Here is a 15905-nt window from a genome sequence, read left to right on the forward strand (position 1 = left end):
GGTCTGGTCCGGAGAGACTCGAACCAACCACAGCCCGGCCAACGCGGTGGACTTCAACCGCACCGACGACCTCAACGACCCGGTGGTCGCGTCCGCGGGCGGCACGGTCAGCCGCTCGGAAAGCGAGGGCGACGCCAGCTACGGGCAGTGGGTCGAGATCGATCACGGCTCCGGCTGGCGGACCCGCTACGCACACCTGTCGGTACGACGCGTCTCGGTCGGACAGTCCGTCACGATCGGCCAGCTCATCGGCAATGTCGGCAACACGGGCGAGTCGTTCGGCGCGCATCTGCACTTCGAGCAGCGACTCAACGGCGTCGCGCAGAAGATCGTGTTCAACGGCAGCCAGATCTTCTACTGGGGCGCTCGCAGCTACACCAGCAACAACCGCTGTGGTGGCGGAAATCCGTACACGCCGCAGGAAGTGTGCGGCAGCGGCTACAGCGTGATCGACTCCGCGGCGCTGGGCACCTCGGGTCGGACCTACCTGCTCTACAACTCCGGCAACGGGTACAACTGCGTCACCACGATCAAGTCGGTGAATATCGGCACGGCTTCCCCGGTCTCGGCGTTCCTCGAGGTCGCGGGCGGTACCCGGACCACGGATTCGGGGTCGTTCAAGTACTACGCGGGACCGGTGAAGCGGTCCGCGCCGGGCAGGTGCGTGAAGTGGGGCGGCTCGGTCGGGTCGGCGTCCTACACCAGCCCGTTCGAGCACTGCGGCTGAAGAGGGTAACGCGGATGCCCGACGAGACGCGGTCTCGTCGGGCACCTGTCCACAGAGGTCGGACCGCCATCCACAGTGGAATCACGGTGGGTGTTCGCGGCGGCGGAACCGCCGCACAGTGGTCCCATGACGCACCTGCACACCACCATCACCTTCGCCGACGAAGGCGACTTCGTCGCGGCCGTGCCCACGCTGCTGGGTTTCCACCCGGTCGACTCGATCGTCGTGCTCACCGTCGTCGACGACGGTCCGCGTTGCCGGATCGGCCAACTCCTGCGCTCCGACCTCCCCACGCCAGACGACGATCCGGCACTGGCGCGCTACCTGAGCGAGACGTGCGTCAAGCACGGCGGCCGCAGGGTCTTCATCCTGATCACCGGCGGTGGTTCGGAACCCTTGCCGCGAAGCGGTTTCATGGAGTTGGTCCGCGCCGCCTTCGAGGAGCAGGGGGTGTCGGTCGAGCGGGCCGTGTGGACTCCGTCCGCCAAGTCCGGTGAGACGTGGCGGTGCTACGACGATCCCGATCGCTTCGGCGAAATCCCTGATCCCGACAGCGCCCCGGTCGCCGCGGCGCTGACGGTCGCCGGGCTGGTGAAGTACCCGACTCGGGAGGCTCTTGCCGCGACGCTGGCACCGGACCCACCGGACGTCATGCGACGCCGCACGGTCATGCTCGATGCGGTACTCCGAGCGAACTCCGGAAAGTGCGATCCCAAGGGCTTCGCGCGGGACTGGGCCGTGGTCGACGCCGCCCTCGACGACTTCACGCCATCCACAGGGGATTCCCCCGGACGCGGACTGGAACCGTCCTGGGACGACGAGCGAATCGTCGCGTTGAGCGTCGCCTTGTGTCACAGCGACATCAGGAGCGAGTGCCTCAAGGTCGCCCTGACCGAGCGGGCGGCCGCGGCGGTCCGCCTGTGGACTCGCCTGACCCGGTCGGCCCCGGCCCCAGAACGCGCGCAACCCGCCGTGCTGCTGGCGATCGGCGCCTACCTCACCGGCGACGGCCCGCTCGCACAGATCGCCCTGGACGTCGCGTTGGAGGCCAACCCGGACCACTCCCTCGCCCACCTGCTGCGCTCCGCCATCGGCCACGCCATCGCCCCGACGGAACTCCGCGAGATCATCACCCGCGCCGGCCAACACACCACCCGCACCAGGGCGGCGCCATGAACCCGCCAACACCTGAACCGCGTGGCCGATGGCCGTTGGAGGCTTTGGGCTCACGAACCCGGTAGCCCTGCGTTGTTGCCTGGTCAGCCGCGGGCGTGGGTGAACTCCCAGGCGTCGGTCACGATGGTGTGCAGGTCCGGGCGTTCGGGCTTCCAGCCCAGGCGCGTGCTCGCGGCCTCCGACGACGCGACGAGGATCGCCGGGTCGCCGGGGCGGCGGGCGGCGAACTCCGCCGGGATGGCGTGGCCGGTGACCTCGCGGCAGGTCTGCACGACCTCCCGGTTGGAGAAGCCGGCGCCGGTGCCGAGGTTGAAGATCTGGTGCTCGCCCGCGACGGCGTGGCCCAGGGCGAGGAGGTGTGCCTCGGCGAGGTCGAGGACGTGGATGTAGTCGCGCACGCAGGTGCCGTCGGGGGTCGGGTAGTCCTCCCCGTAGATCGACAGCTTGTCCCGCTTGCCCATGGCGACCTGCAGCACGATCGGGATCAGGTGCGTCTCGGTGGTGTGCCGCTCGCCGAAGGAGCCGTACGCGCCCGCGACGTTGAAGTAGCGCAGGCTCACCGCGGCCAGCCCGTGGGCGGCGGCGTAGGAGGTGATGGCGTGGTCGATGGCGAGCTTGGTGGCGCCGTAGGTGTTGGTCGGGCGGGTGGGGGCGGTCTCAAGGATCGGGACCTGCTCCGGCTCGCCGTAGGTCGCGGCCGTCGAGGAGAAGACCAGTCGAGGGGTGCCGTGCGCACGCATGGCGTCGAGCAGCCGAAGGGAGGTGACTACGTTGCCGGTCCAGTACTTGCCGGGGTCCTGCATGGACTCGCCGACCAGTGACTTCGCGGCGAAGTGCAGCACGCCGTCGAATCCCTCGCCGAGCAGTTCGGGCGCCACCTCGACGAGGTCGCCCTCGACGAACCGGGCGCCATCGGGGACGGCGTCCGCGTGTCCGGTCGACAGGTCGTCCACGACCACCACGTCGTGCCCGGTCTCCACCAGCCGCGCCGCGCAGACGCTGCCGACATATCCCGCTCCGCCGGTCACGAGCAGCTTCACCGTGGTCCTCGCCTTCCTCATCCTCGCGGTGGCGTGTTTCGCCTTCGCGACGACCCTAGTGTCGCGGACGGCACACCTCGGCAGGTGCCCCGCCTACCCCACGGTGGCGCGGCGGGTGCCGCTCAGAACTCCCGGCCGGCGCCCGCGGACGGGACCGCGGGGAACATGCGCGGCGCTTCGAACGACCGTTCCGCGAACGCGGCCAGCACGGCCGACCGAACCCGCGCGACCCGCTCGACCGGCACCAGCGCGATGGCCGTGCCACCGAACCCGCCACCGGTCATCCGGGCGCCCAGGGCACCGGCACCCACCGCGGCCTCCACCGCGACGTCGAGTTCCACGCACGACACCCGATAGTCGTCGCGCAGGCTGCGGTGCGACTCCGTCAACAGGTCACCGATCCGTCCGGGCGCCTGCGCGCGCAGCGCCTCCGCGGTTCGCAGGACCCGTTCGTTCTCCGACACCACATGCCTGGCCAGCGGCAACAGGTCCGCGGGAAGCCCGGAAACCTCGCGCGCGTCCCGAAGGGATGGCAAACCCAACAGCTCAGCGGCGCGTTCGCAGCCCTTGCGCCGGTCGCCATAGGCCGAGTCGGCCAGCGAGTGCCGGACACGGGTGTCGATCGCCAGGACCTCGAGGCCATGGGCGGCCGCGTCGAACGGGATCTGCTCCTGCTCGCCCGAACGGACATCGACGAACAGGACGTGCGCGTCCACGCAGCACAGGGACGCGGTCTGGTCGAGCAGGCCGGTCGGGGCGCCGACGAAGTCGTTTTCCGACCGCTGGATCCACCGGGCCAGTTCGGCCAGGGACGGCTTCTCGCCGGACCCGAGGTCGAACAGCGCGAGCGCGACCGCGCACTGCAAAGCGTGCGATGACGACAGCCCGGCGCCGGTCGGGACGTCGCCCGCGATCACCAGGTCGGCCCCGGAATCGAAGCCGTGGTCGCGCAGAACCCAGGCCACACCACACGGGTACGCGGCCCAGCCGGTGACCCCGCCGGGATGCAGCTCCGCCACCGCGACCGGCCCCGCGTGCTGGGTGACACCGTCGTCGCCCACGGTGGTGGCCGTGAGCAGCCCGTCATCACGCGCAGTCGCGGCGACGGCGATACGGAAGGGAAGTGCGAAAGGGAGGACGAAACCGTCGTTGTAGTCGGTGTGCTCACCGATCAAATTCACCCGACCAGGCGCGGACCAGACACCGGCGGGATCACGGCCATGCTCGCGCCGGAACGCCTCGGCCGCCCGCATGGCCGGGGTCGAGGCGACCCGCCCGGCCGCACTCGGAGCGCTCGTGCCCTCGGCTGCCCGCTGGCCGGAGGAGCTGCCGGGGTCTGAAGCCGACCGCAGCCGGCGAGGCCCAGCCTCCGCATCCGACGGGTCGGGGCCGCGGGACGAGTCGGGCGCGCCTTCGAGCCGGCTGGCCGCAGTGATGCCGTGCGCGCCGTCCAGCGGGCTGGGAGGGGTGGTGGTGTGCACGGCGTGGGGCAGGTCGGTGCCCTGGTCGGAACCTCGGGTCACGTCGAGCGGGCCAACACCGCGTGCAGGACGATCGGGGCCAGCTGGGCGGTGTTGCCCGCGCCGGTGATCTCGATGTTTCCGTCGCCCTTGGACGCGCCGACGGCGATCATCTCGCCGGGGAGGATCCCGACCGCCTTGAGTTCGCCCATCAGCTGCGAGTCGAGCTGCACGTGTTCGGCGATGCGGCGGACCTCCACCGTGCCGCCGCCGCGGCGGGCGACTTCATCGAGGCGGACCAGGCCGGCTTCCACGGGGGGAGCGGGCTCGCCCTCGCCCAGTTCGTCCAGGCCGGGGATCGGGTTGCCATACGGCGATGTCGTGGGGTGGCCGAGGAGCTTGACCAGCTTGCGCTCGACGGCCTCGCTCATCACGTGCTCCCAGCGGCACGCCTCGCTGTGGACCTGTTCCCACTCGAGGCCGATGACGTCGACGAGCAGGCGCTCCGCGAGGCGGTGCTTGCGCATCACGGCGATGGCCAGGGAACGGCCATGGTCGGTGAGTTCCAGGTGCCGGTCGCCCGCGACGATGAGCAGCCCGTCGCGCTCCATTCGGCCGACGGTCTGGCTCACGGTGGGGCCGCTCTGGCCGAGGCGTTCCGCGATGCGGGCACGCAGGGGGACGACGCCCTCCTCCTCGAGTTCGTAGATCGTCCGGAGGTACATCTCTGTGGTGTCGATGAGATCGTTCACGCCGTTCCCCTTCGTCAGCTCCAATGGTAGTCGCTGCACCCGACAGGTCTGCGGCTATCTAGCCGTGAGTGATCACACTGCGGTGCGGCAGGATGGCGGGGTGACCGCACTCACCGGGCCCCTGATCTCCGCCGCCGCCCTTCTGTCCTGCCTGGACAGTCAGAACCCGCCGGCGCTGCTCGACGTCCGCTGGCGTCTCGGCGGCCCTCCCGGGCGGGAGGACTACGCCGCCGGACACCTGCCGGGCGCCGTCTTCCTCGACCTCGACGCCGAGCTCTCCGCCGCGCCCGGCGCGGGCGGAAGGCACCCTCTACCAGCACCGGAAGACCTGCAGCGGGTGCTGCGGGAAGCCGGTGTGCGCGCCGACCGCCCGGTCGTCGCCTACGACTCCGACAACGGCTCGATCGCCGCCCGGGTGTGGTGGCTGCTGCGTTGGGCGGGCCACGACGAGGTCGCGGTGCTCGACGGCGGTCACGCGGCCTGGGTAGCGGCAGGCCACCCGGTGACCACCGATGAGGCGTCCCCCGAAGGAGGCGACCTCGTGGTCCGCCCCGGCGCGATGCCGGTGCTCGACGCCGAGGACGCGGCGGGACTCGCCCGCGAAGGGATGCTGTTGGACGCCCGCGCGCCCGAGCGGTACCGCGGCGACATCGAGCCCATCGACCCGCGGGCCGGACACGTGCCGGGCGCCCGCAACGCCCCCTTCACCGAGCACCTGCGCGAGGGACGGTGGAAGCCCGCCACCGAACTGGCCGAGCACTTCGAGGCGCGGGGCGTGCGGCCCGGCGAGCCCGTCGGGGCATACTGCGGCTCCGGGGTGACCGCGTCATCGGTCGTCCTCGCCCTGGAGGTCTCCGGCCTCACCACCCGCGAGCACCCGGCCGCCCTCTACGCCGGTTCCTGGTCCCACTGGTGCGTCGACCCCACCCGACCGGTCGCGACCGGCGACGAGCCGGGCCACTAGGGTCGGCATATGGGTGATCGAGCCGCCGTCGTCTGGGACTCCTCGCTGCTCGGTTACGACCTCGGCGGCGAGCACCCGTTCAATCCGATCCGCCTTGAACTCACCATGCGCCTGGCCTCGGCGCTCGGTGTGCTCGACGGCGTCGAGCTGCGGGTTCCCGAGCCCGCGACCGAGTCCGACTTGGAGCGTGTGCACGAGCTCGGCTACGTGCGCGCCGTGCAGCAGGCGCCCACGGTGGCCTGGGACGTCGGGCACGGCCTCGGCACCGACGACAACCCGGTGTTCGACCGGATGCACGCGGCGTCCGCTCTCGTCGTGGGCGGGTCGCTGCTCGGTGCCCGGGAAATCGCGTCCGGGGCGGCCGACCGGGCCGTGAGCATCGCGGGCGGGCTGCACCACGCGATGCGCGACCGCGCCGCCGGGTTCTGCGTCTACAACGACTGTGCCGTGGCCATCTCCTGGCTGCTCGACAACGGCTTCGACCGCATCGCCTACCTCGACGTCGACGTCCACCACGGCGACGGAGTCCAAGCCGCGTTCTACGACGACCCGCGCGTCCTGACCGTGTCCCTGCACCAGAACCCGGCGACGCTGTGGCCGGGCACCGGGTTCGTCAACGAGCTCGGCGGACGCGAGGCCATGGGCTCCTCGGTCAACATCCCCCTCCCGCCGCACACGCGCGACCCGGCATGGCTGCGCGTGTTCAACGCGGTCGTCCCCTCGCTCCTGTCGGCGTTCCGGCCCCAGATCCTGGTCACCCAGTGCGGTGTGGACACCCACGAGGAGGACCCGCTCGCCGACCTCTCCCTCTCGGTCGACGGCCACCGGGAGATCTACCGGACCCTGCGCGGGCTGGCCGACCGGTACGCGGGCGGCAAGTGGCTGGCCACCGGCGGCGGCGGATACCAGCTGCTGCGCGTCGTCCCGCGCTCTTGGTCCCACCTGATCGCCACCGTGCTCGACCGCGACGTCGCCCCCGAGACCCGGGTGCCCGCGGACTGGACGGCGACCGTGCGCAAGATAGCGCCGCACGCCGATCTCCCGACGACCATGAGCGACGGGCGCGACACCGCGTTCGACCCGTGGGGCGGGGGACTGGACCGGCCGGTCGACGCCGTGATCCGGGACGTGCGCCGGGCCGTGTTCCCGCTGCACGGCCTCGATCCCGATGACCCGAGGGACTGACGTGGCCGAGACGCCCGCGTACGACCCGTACGACTATCCCCGCCGCTGGGAAGCCGACGTGGTGCTCTCCGACGGTCAGACCGTCCACTTGCGACCCATCGTGCCCAGTGACGGCGACGCGCTGCTGGCCTTCCACGGCAAGCTGTCCGACCGCACCCGCTATTTCCGTTATTTCTCACCGTATCCGCGCATCCCCGCGCGCGACCTGGTGCGGTTCAGCACGGTCGACCACCGCGACCGGGTCGCGTTCGTGGCCCTGCTCGGCGACGACATCGTCGCCGTCGGACGCTACGAGCGGCTGCCCGGACAGGACTCCGCGGAGGTCGCGTTCGTCGTCGCCGACGACCACCAGCGCCGCGGGCTCGGCTCGATCCTGCTGGAGCACCTGGCCGCCGCGGCCCGCGAGCGTGGACTGAGCCGGTTCGAGGCCGAGGTGCTCTCCGAGAACGCCCAGATGGTCCGCGTCTTCCGCGACGCCGGCTACCAGGTGAGCCGGGAGTTCGAGGAAGGCGTGCTGCACCTGGAGTTCGCGATCGACCCGACCGAGGACTCGGTGCGCGTGGCGTGGTCACGCGAGCAGGCCGCCGAGGCGCGCAGTGTGCACAATCTGCTTCATCCCCGGTCGGTCGCGGTGATCGGCGCGTCGACCGACCGCACCAAGATCGGCTACGCCGTGCTGGGCAACATGCTCGGCGCGGACTTCGCCGGCCCGGTGTTCCCGGTCAACGCCGAACACCCCTCGGTGCGCGGTGTCCGGGCGTACGCCACGGTCCTCGACATCCCCGACGCGGTCGACCTCGCCGTCGTGGCCGTCCCCGCCGCGCGGGTCGACGACGTCATGGACGCCTGCCTGGCCAAGGGGGTCAAGGCCCTCGTGGTCGTCACCTCCGGTTTCGGCGAGACCGGCTCAGAGGGGCGCGGCGCCGAACGCAAGCTGGTCGACGAGGCCCGCGCGCATGGGATGCGCGTGGTCGGCCCGAACGCCCTCGGCGTGGTCAACCTGGACCCGAAGGTCCGGCTCAACGCCAGCCTCGCGCCGACGCTGCCGGGACGCGGACGCACCGGCTTCTTCTGCCAGTCCGGCGCCCTGGGCACCGCGATCCTCGCCGACGCCGCCGCGCGCGGCCTCGGACTGTCCACTTTCGTCTCCGCGGGCAACCGCGCCGACGTGTCGGGCAACGATCTGCTGCAGTACTGGGAGACCGACCCCAACACCGACGTGGTGCTTCTCTACCTGGAGTCGTTCGGCAACCCGCGCAAGTTCGCCCGGCTCGCCCGCAGACTTGGCCGCAGCAAGCCGATCGTGGCGGTGAAGTCGGGCCGCAACGCGGTGCTTCCCGCGCTCGCCGCGACCGGTGTCGCGATCGACGAGTCGAGCGTGCAGGCGCTGTTCGAACAGGCGGGCGTGATCCGCGTCGAGTCGATCGCGCAGCTGTTCGACACCGCGATCCTGCTGGCCCACCAGCCGCTGCCCTCGGGGGAGCGGGTCGCGGTGGTCGGCAACTCCTCGGCGATCGGTGTGCTGGCCGCCGACTCCGCGATGGCCGCCGGTCTGGTGCTCGCGGGCGACCCGGTGGACGTCGGCGCCCAGGCGGGACCGGAGGAGTTCGCCGCCGCCGTCACCGACGCGCTGCGCCGCGATGACGTCGACTCGCTGATCGTCGTGTTCGTTCCCCCGCTGGCGATCCCGGGCACGGCCTACGCCCGCGCGCTGCGGGAAGCCGCGCCGGCCGACGCGAACGCCAAACCGATCGTCTCGACTTTCCTTGCCGCCGAAGGCATCCCCGCCGAACTCGCGGTCGCGGGCCCCGGAGGCGGACCAGGCCGCGGGTCGATCCCGTCGTACCCGAGCCCGGAACGCGCCGCCCTGGCGTTGTCGCGGGCGACGCGGTACGCGCGGTGGCGGTCGGCACCGCTGGGCGAGTACCGCAGGCCGGAGGACGTCGACACCCGCGAGGCCGCGGAGATCGTCGCCGGCGCGCTGGCCTCCGGCGGCGGGTCCGAAGTGGAGCTCACCGACGACCAGACCCGCCGCGTCCTTGCGTGCTACGGCATCCAGGTGATGCCCTACCGCGTCGTCGCCACGGCGGCCGACGCGGCCACGGCCGCGACCGAACTGGGTCTCCCGGTTGTGATGAAGACCGCCGACAGACGCTTCCGCAGACGCAACGACCTCGTCGGCGTCCGGCTCGACCTGACCACCGAGGACGCCATCCGCACCGCCTACGACCAACTCCGCGAGGTGTCGGGGGTCGAGGAGGTGTTCGTGCAGCGCATGGCGCCCAAGGGGAACTCCTGCTCGATCGGCCTGCAGGACGACCCGTCGTTCGGCACGCTGCTGTCCTTCGGGCTCGCCGGGATGATCAGCGACCTGCTCGGCGACCGCGCGTTCCGGGCCGTCCCGCTGACCGACGCCGATGCCGCCTCGTTGGTCCGCGCGCCGCGGGCCGCGCCGCTGCTGGCGGGTTACGCGGGCGGCGAGCCCGCCGACCTCGCCGCCCTGGAGGACCTGGTCCTGCGGGTCGCCGCGCTGGCCGAGGACCTGCCGGAGATCCGGTCGCTGCTGGTGGAGCCGATCCTGGCCTCGGCGGCGGGCGCGTTCGTCAGCGGCGGCCACGCGACCGTCGGTCCGCCGCCCTCGCGCCACGACGGCGGTCCACGCAGGTTGCGCGCGATGTCCTGATGTCGGGTGCTCGCCTCTCCCGCCTGACCTGCTCGCGGGCCTATGCTCGTCGATCATGTCTGGTGAACGGCGTCACCCGAAGCAGGGCGAGGCGGTGCATGCGGGAATCCCCGAGCACGGCCGCGTCCCGCTGTATTTCGCCGTGCGGTCCCGGCTGCTCGACCTGATCCAGACCTTGGGCGAAGGCTCCGCGCTGCCCTCGGAGCGCGACCTCGCCGACCTGTTCGACGTCTCGCGGCTCGCTGTCCGCCAAGCCGTCGGCGAACTCGTGCTGGAGGGCAGGCTCACCCGCAGGCAGGGTGTGGGGACCTTCGTGGCGCCGCCGAAGCTGGTGCGGCAGATGACGCTGTCGAACGTGGGCTTCGAGCCCACGCGCGCCCTCGTCACCCTCGAACACCTGCCCGCCGCGAACCCGCTGGCCGCCGAGCTGGGCGTGCGGGTCGGCGCGATGGTCGTCCACCTCGAGCGGGTCGTCTCGGCCCACGGCGACCGGATCGGCCTGGAGTCGACCTACCTCGCCGCGGAACGGTTCCCCGGCCTCGCCGACCGGTTCGACCCCACCGAATCCCTGCACGCCCACCTGCGCGAGGTGTTCGACGTGACTGTCGCCGACGCAGAGGAGCGCGTCGAGACGATCTTGGCGACTCCGCGCGAGGCGCAGCTCATCGGCGTCAGCCTGGCACTGCCGATGCTCCTGCTGAACCGCCTCACCCGCGACGCCGACGGCAGGCCGATCGACCGGGCCCGCTCGCTGTTCCGCGGCGACCGCTTCAGCATCATCGCGACCCTGCGCGAGTGATCTAACGTGGGCACATGAACCGACGGTGGACGAAGTTCGTCGCCCTGGGGGACAGCCTCACCGAAGGCGTCGGCGACGTCGACGAGACCGGCCGCCCCCGCGGCGGGGCCGACCGCTTCGCCGAGGAGATCGCCCGCCGCCAAAGCGGCCTGCGCGTCGGCCCAGGCACCCAACCGGGCCAAGGCTCCGGACTATCTGGCCCTGACCTGAGCTGTCGGTTCCTTCACACCATTCGGGACATCACGAGGGCGGCCCCTAATCCACCAGCGCCGCTGACGCCCGCCACCCCCACTCGCCCGAAACACCGCTCCAGGTTCTCCACGCACTCCCCAACCATGATCGCCCCCGTCGCCCCTAACGCATGGCCCGCGGCGAGCGTCCCCCCGCACAGGTTGAGCCGGTCCGGTCCGGCCCCCAGGTCCCGGCGTAATCGCAGGCACAGTGCGGCGAACGACTCGGCGAATTCGAAGACGTCGACCTCCCCAGGCCGGATCGCGGCCCGCCGCATCGCTGTCACCATGGCGTCTTGGCCCGCGGTCAGCATGGTGACCGGGTCGTGTGCCACCACCGACGACGACACGATCCGGGCCCGTGGGGTGATGCCCAGTCTGCGCGCGGCGAGGGCGTCGCCGATCAGAAGCAAGGCGGCGCCGTCGGCGACCGAGGGGGAGGTGCCCACCGTGTGCCCGTGCTCGATTCGCTCCGGCCAGGCCCGGCTGGACAGGGCCAGCGCGTCCTGTCCGTCGGCGCCGACTTCGGCGAAGGCCGGGGCCAGGCTCGACAGTGTCTCCCGGCTCACCCTCGGTCGCACCTGTTCGTCGCGGTCGAGGCCGCCCAAGGGGATCAGCGACCGGGAGAACGCTCCGGCCCGGTTGGCCGCGGCCGCTTTGTGGTGTGACTCCAAGGCATACGCGTCCAGATCGGCCCGGGTGAAGCCGTCTATCGTGGCGTTCAAATCAGCGGCGACTCCCATGTGGACAGACCCGGCCGCCGCGACGACCTCCGCGTCAGTCCACAGTGGAGCGCGGTCGCTGAACATCGGCACCCGCGACGTGCTCTCCACCCCGCCCGCCACCGCGAGGCTCAGTTCGCCCACCCGAACCCGGGCGGAGACCTGGGCGACCGCTTCGAGGCCGGAGGCGCAGAAGCGGTTGACCGTCACCCCCGGAACCTGATCGTCCCAGCCCGCGAGCAGCACGGCCGTCCGGGCGAGGTTGCCGCCCTGTTCGCCGACCTGGGAGGCGCAGCCGAGCACCACGTCCTCGATGGTGCCGGGATCGACGCCGGTGCGGTCGACGAGGGCCCGCTGCAGGCCGGTGACCAGGTCCAACGCGCTCAGGTGGTGCAGCCCGCCCACGGTGGAGCCCCGGCCGCGGGCGGTGCGGACGTAGTCGAGCACATAAGCCTCGTTCACCCATCCCCCTCCCGAGCCCCCGCTTCTAGTTGTAGTCTCGTTTTCCCGGCGCAGGCAAGGGCTCGGCAAGGGGGGAACGCGCGGTGGACGTCGAGATCCTCGGGCGCGCCCTGAACACGCTGCCCGTCGGTGACGACCACCCCTACCGCAGCGGCCCATGGCGACCGCAGACCGTCGAGCGGGCCGCGACCGGCCTTGACGTCGTCGGTGAGATTCCCAAAGACCTCGACGGCGTCTATCTGCGCAACACCGAGAACCCGGTCCACCCGGCCATCGCCGCCTACCACCCGTTCGACGGCGACGGCATGGTCCACGTAGTGGGATTCCGGGACGGCAAAGCGTTCTACCGCAACCGCTTCGTGCGCACCGACGGCTTCGTCGCCGAGCAGGGCGCCGGACGCTCGCTCTGGGCGGGCATCGCCGAGCCGCCCGAGGTCGCCGGGCGGCCAGGGTGGGGTGCCCGCGGCGCGATGAAGGACGCCTCCAGCACCGACATCGTGGTGCACGCGGGGGTCGCGCTCACCAGCTTCTACCAGTGCGGCGAGCTCTACCGGCTCGACCCGCTGACCCTCGACACGCTCGGAAAGTCCACATGGGACGGCCGGTTCCCCGAGCGCGGCGTGTCCGCGCACACGAAGGTCGACCCGGCCACCGGCGAGCTGCTGTTCTTCAACTACGGCAAGGAGAAGCCGTATCTCAACTACGGCGTGGTCGACTCGCGAAACCGGCTCGTCCACTATGGCGAGGTCGAACTGCCCGGCCCCCGGCTGCAGCAGGGCAAGCACGCCGCCCGCTTGCACCCCGACCTGCCGCTGCGCCTGGGCGTGATCCCGCGCCACGGCGGGAAAGTCACGTGGTTCGAGGCGGAGTCGACGTTCGTGCTGCACTTCGTCAACGCCTACGAGGACGGCCACGAGATCGTCCTCGACGGGTTCTTCCAATCCGACCCCGAAGGCCGCGACGCGACATTCCCCGGTGACCAGCGCTACGCGCGGATGTTCCGCATGCTCTCCTTGGACGGCATGGGGACCCGGCTGCACCGGTGGCGGCTGAACCTGGCGACCGGGAAGGCGACCGAGGAACGCGCCACGGACACGATCACCGAGTTCGGTATGGTCAACCCTCGCAACGCTGGACGTCCTTACCGCTACACCTATGCCTCCACTGGCGAACCCGGCTGGTTCCTGTTCGACGGGTTCGTCAAACACGACCTCCTGACCGGCCGTGAGGAGCGCTACCGGTACGGCGCGGGGGTGTTCGGCAGTGAGACGGCGTTCGCGGCGCGCGCGGGTTCCCAAGGTGAGGACGACGGTTACCTGATCACCATGACCACCGACATGAATGCCGACCGCTCCGAGTGCCTGATCTTCGACGCGCGGCGGGTCACCGACGGGCCGGTGGCCCGGATCCGGCTCCCGGAACGGGTCTGCAGCGGAACGCACAGCACGTGGGCGCCGGGCGCCGAGCTGCCGGGGTGGCGCGACGCCGAGGATCCGGCGGCCGCGGTCGGGCTCGCGCAGGCATGATCCATCCGCCCGATCAGCCCACCGCGCTGCACGCCGGTGGCGACAACTCGATCGCGTTCCTCATCGGTGTCACCGCCGACGAGTGGACGCTGCTGATCCTGCGGCACGCGCTGCAGGGCGTCGACAGCTTCGACCAGTGGCTGGAGCTGCTGCCGATCTCCCCGCCGGTGCTCTCCGGCAGGCTGCGTCGCATGGCGGAACTCGGCATCGTCGCGGTGTCGGGGGACACCTACCCGCTGACCAGGCGCGGCGCCGCGCTGTGGCCGATGATCGTCACCCTCGCCGGGTGGGAGAAGCTGTGGGGCGACGACCACGTCGAGCCGCTTCCGCGACTGCGCCACCTGCGCTGCGGCGCGGACTTCACCCCGCTGATGGCGTGCGGCGCGTGCGGTGAGGTCGCCGCCGCCCGCGACGTCGTCGGCGAGTTCGGCCCGAGCGGCTCGTGGCCGAGGTCCGCGCCCAGCGCCGCGACCCGCAGGCCCGCGGGCGGGTCGGCGAACCTGGGACCGAGCTTCTTTCCGCAGAGCCGCGCCCTTATCGGTAACCGCTGGGCCGCGGCCATGCTCAGCGCCGCCTATCTGGGGGCGACCCGGTTCTCCCAGTTCCACCGCCAAGTCGGCGCTCCCGCCACCGTGATCGCCGACCGCCTGCGCGTGTTCCGTGAGGTCGGCGTCCTGCGCGCCGAGGGCGACCAGGATCGCGCCGACCGGGCCACGTTCAAGCTGACCGACAAGGGGCGGGCGTTCTTCCCGGTCGTGATGTCCGGCGTCGAGTGGAGCCAGCGCTGGTATGTCGCGCCGGAAGGACCCGCGTTGGAGTTCCAGCACCGCGACCACCGCTTCTGGATGCTCCTGCTCTGCGCGGAGTGCGAGAAACCGCTGGCTGGTCGCGATATCGAGGTCGGTTAAGCACGCGGAGTGATCTTCCGTGCAACCCGGGGGGCGGCGGTGTCCGTCTTCCGGACATGAACCGAATCGGAACCGTGCTCGGCGCCGGCGCCCTCCTTGTCGCGTTGGCCGCCTGCGGCACCAGCGACAGAAGTCCGGAAATCCAGCCTGCGCCGTCCACGGCTCCGGTGGGCCAACCAGGCCTGACCCCACCCGCGGACGCCGTCCCCGTCGCGGGCCCGCAACTCGACGGCAGCGCGCTGCCCGCGGAGTTCCCCACGAAGGTGTGGACGGAGTCGGACGGCAAGACACTCGGCGCCACCGCTCAGGAAGGTGGCTGTGGCAAGGCGAGCGCCGAACTGGCCGAGCAGTCGGCCGAGAAGGTCGTACTCGTGCTCGTCGAGACCACGCCCACCACCGCGGAGATGTGCACCATGGACATCCGCTTCCCGACGGTGACCGCGGAACTCGACCAGCCGCTCGGCGGCCGCAAGGTCGTTCTGCGCGCCGAGCAGCGCAAGTCCTGACAAATCCCAGTGCCCCCGGGTCGGCTCTGCCCCAGCCTGCCCGGGGGCACCTTCTTGTTCATGCAACCGTGCACGTGCCTAGTAACGTCCTCACACCATGAAGACCTCGTTGTTTACCGCTGGAGCAGCCCTGGCCCTGCTCGCCCTGACGGCGTGTGGCCAGCAGCCCGAACAGGCTGGTGCCGGCCCGTCCAGCACCCCTGCGAGCACGACCGCTCAGCCCACGACCACACCCTCGGGCACCCCGGGGACCTCGGTTCCGCCGACGGGGGCGCCGACCGCGCCACCCACTGGCGCCCCGACCGGCACCGCCGTCCCGCCGGACTTCAAGGAGCTGCCGCCTGGGCAGGTCGAGTCGAAGTCGCTGCCGGAGGTCTATACCGAACGCCGGGTCTGGGCCTCGCCGGATGGCAAGACCCTGCAGCTCGTCGGCATGGCGCGGGACTCCTGTGGCGGGGTGGAGGGTGAGGTGCTCGAGTTCTCGGCCTCGACCGTCCGGATCGGTCTGCGCCCGATGGCGCAGCCGCAGGGCGGCCCCGAGGGCCAGGCGTGCGCCATGGTGGTCACCCCGCGGCCGGTGCTCGTCCCGCTGCGCGAGGCGCTGGGCAACCGGACCGTTGTCGTAGTCGAAGACTGACCGACGCGGCGCGAACGGGTTAGTCCCTGTCGCCCCTGGTGGGGCCGCCCGTTCCGGGCTGAAAATGGGGGTCCGGTCGTCCGTTGACGTCGTGCCTCCTTGGTCCGTTTGAGGCCGTGGGTTAGTCG

The 15905-nt window shown here is 71.4% G+C and carries 14 protein-coding genes; 10 read left to right on the forward strand and 4 right to left on the reverse strand.

Features of this window, described 5'->3' with window-relative positions; all coding sequences use genetic code 11:
* Both ACRDSQ_RS06350 and ACRDSQ_RS06355 read left to right on the forward strand, forming a co-directional pair.
* Positions 1–727, forward strand: a 727-nt coding sequence (locus ACRDSQ_RS06350) for a M23 family metallopeptidase (RefSeq protein ID WP_431419615.1), incomplete at its 5' end; no start/stop codon positions are given.
* 126 nt (positions 728–853) lie between these two features.
* Positions 854–1903 carry a DUF4192 domain-containing protein gene (locus ACRDSQ_RS06355; protein WP_431419616.1) on the forward strand — a complete coding sequence of 350 codons (1050 nt, stop codon included), beginning with the start codon at positions 854–856 and terminating at the stop codon, positions 1901–1903.
* A gap of 83 nt (positions 1904–1986) precedes the next feature.
* Here ACRDSQ_RS06355 and galE read toward each other — a convergent pair whose 3' ends face one another.
* The 3 genes from galE to ACRDSQ_RS06370 all read right to left on the reverse strand — a co-directional run bounded on the left by galE (position 1987) and on the right by ACRDSQ_RS06370 (position 5155).
* Positions 1987–2964, reverse strand: coding sequence for a UDP-glucose 4-epimerase GalE (galE, locus tag ACRDSQ_RS06360; RefSeq protein WP_431419618.1), 978 nt, complete (start codon positions 2962–2964; stop codon positions 1987–1989).
* Positions 2965–3065: 101 nt separating this feature from the next.
* Positions 3066–4196, reverse strand: a complete 1131-nt coding sequence (gene galK / locus ACRDSQ_RS06365) for a galactokinase (RefSeq protein ID WP_431419634.1) — start codon at positions 4194–4196, stop codon at positions 3066–3068.
* 266 nt (positions 4197–4462) lie between these two features.
* Positions 4463–5155, reverse strand: coding sequence for a metal-dependent transcriptional regulator (locus tag ACRDSQ_RS06370; protein ID WP_431419620.1), 693 nt, complete (start codon positions 5153–5155; stop codon positions 4463–4465).
* 100 nt (positions 5156–5255) lie between these two features.
* Here ACRDSQ_RS06370 and ACRDSQ_RS06375 point away from each other — a divergent pair, with 100 nt between their 5' ends.
* Genes ACRDSQ_RS06375 through ACRDSQ_RS06390 form a run of 4 tightly spaced genes read left to right on the forward strand, consistent with a single transcriptional unit; the run spans position 5256 to position 10786 of the window.
* Positions 5256–6119 carry a sulfurtransferase gene (locus ACRDSQ_RS06375; protein WP_431419622.1) on the forward strand — a complete coding sequence of 288 codons (864 nt, stop codon included), beginning with the start codon at positions 5256–5258 and terminating at the stop codon, positions 6117–6119.
* A gap of 9 nt (positions 6120–6128) precedes the next feature.
* A complete protein-coding gene (locus ACRDSQ_RS06380) occupies positions 6129–7304 on the forward strand; it encodes an acetoin utilization protein AcuC (protein WP_431419623.1) in 1176 nt (391 codons plus the stop codon).
* A complete protein-coding gene (locus ACRDSQ_RS06385) occupies positions 7288–9987 on the forward strand; it encodes a GNAT family N-acetyltransferase (RefSeq protein ID WP_431419624.1) in 2700 nt (899 codons plus the stop codon). Before ACRDSQ_RS06380 ends, ACRDSQ_RS06385 begins: the two co-directional genes overlap by 17 nt.
* A 55-nt stretch (positions 9988–10042) precedes the next feature.
* Positions 10043–10786: a GntR family transcriptional regulator gene (locus ACRDSQ_RS06390; RefSeq protein ID WP_431419626.1), complete on the forward strand. Its 744-nt coding sequence runs from the start codon at positions 10043–10045 to the stop codon at positions 10784–10786.
* Positions 10787–11009: 223 nt separating this feature from the next.
* On the opposite strand, the gene ACRDSQ_RS06395 is transcribed toward ACRDSQ_RS06390, so the two are convergent.
* On the reverse strand, positions 11010–12200 hold the full coding sequence (locus ACRDSQ_RS06395; protein WP_431419627.1) for an acetyl-CoA C-acyltransferase: 1191 nt from the start codon (positions 12198–12200) through the stop codon (positions 11010–11012).
* An 83-nt stretch (positions 12201–12283) separates the two neighbouring features.
* On the opposite strand from ACRDSQ_RS06395, the gene ACRDSQ_RS06400 reads away from it, so the two are divergent.
* The 4 genes from ACRDSQ_RS06400 (at position 12284) to ACRDSQ_RS06415 (ending at position 15777) form a co-directional block, all read left to right on the forward strand.
* Entirely contained in the window at positions 12284–13726 is a 1443-nt protein-coding gene (locus tag ACRDSQ_RS06400) for a carotenoid oxygenase family protein (protein ID WP_431419629.1), read from the forward strand.
* Positions 13723–14634: a winged helix-turn-helix transcriptional regulator gene (locus tag ACRDSQ_RS06405; protein WP_431419630.1), complete on the forward strand. Its 912-nt coding sequence runs from the start codon at positions 13723–13725 to the stop codon at positions 14632–14634. Before ACRDSQ_RS06400 ends, ACRDSQ_RS06405 begins: the two co-directional genes overlap by 4 nt.
* Before the next feature lie 56 nt (positions 14635–14690).
* Positions 14691–15140 carry a hypothetical protein gene (locus ACRDSQ_RS06410; RefSeq protein ID WP_431419631.1) on the forward strand — a complete coding sequence of 150 codons (450 nt, stop codon included), beginning with the start codon at positions 14691–14693 and terminating at the stop codon, positions 15138–15140.
* A gap of 97 nt (positions 15141–15237) precedes the next feature.
* Entirely contained in the window at positions 15238–15777 is a 540-nt protein-coding gene (locus ACRDSQ_RS06415; RefSeq protein ID WP_431419632.1) for a hypothetical protein, read from the forward strand.
* Positions 15778–15905 lie beyond the last annotated feature (128 nt).

It is taken from the genome of Actinokineospora sp., assembly GCF_050699995.1.
Taxonomy (GTDB): domain Bacteria; phylum Actinomycetota; class Actinomycetes; order Mycobacteriales; family Pseudonocardiaceae; genus Actinokineospora.

Bases quoted from the DNA above. Each gene is read 5' to 3' on its own strand.
- ACRDSQ_RS06355 (WP_431419616.1), top strand. From the start codon at position 854: ATGACGCACCTGCACACCACCATCACCTTCGCCGACGAAGGCGACTTC.
- ACRDSQ_RS06405 (WP_431419630.1), top strand. From the start codon at position 13,723: ATGATCCATCCGCCCGATCAGCCCACCGCGCTGCACGCCGGTGGCGAC.
- galE (WP_431419618.1), bottom strand. From the start codon at position 2,964: ATGAGGAAGGCGAGGACCACGGTGAAGCTGCTCGTGACCGGCGGAGCG.
- ACRDSQ_RS06385 (WP_431419624.1), top strand. From the start codon at position 7,288: ATGACCCGAGGGACTGACGTGGCCGAGACGCCCGCGTACGACCCGTAC.
- ACRDSQ_RS06410 (WP_431419631.1), top strand. From the start codon at position 14,691: ATGAACCGAATCGGAACCGTGCTCGGCGCCGGCGCCCTCCTTGTCGCG.
- ACRDSQ_RS06390 (WP_431419626.1), top strand. From the start codon at position 10,043: ATGTCTGGTGAACGGCGTCACCCGAAGCAGGGCGAGGCGGTGCATGCG.
- ACRDSQ_RS06380 (WP_431419623.1), top strand. From the start codon at position 6,129: ATGGGTGATCGAGCCGCCGTCGTCTGGGACTCCTCGCTGCTCGGTTAC.
- ACRDSQ_RS06415 (WP_431419632.1), top strand. From the start codon at position 15,238: ATGAAGACCTCGTTGTTTACCGCTGGAGCAGCCCTGGCCCTGCTCGCC.
- galK (WP_431419634.1), bottom strand. From the start codon at position 4,196: ATGCGGGCGGCCGAGGCGTTCCGGCGCGAGCATGGCCGTGATCCCGCC.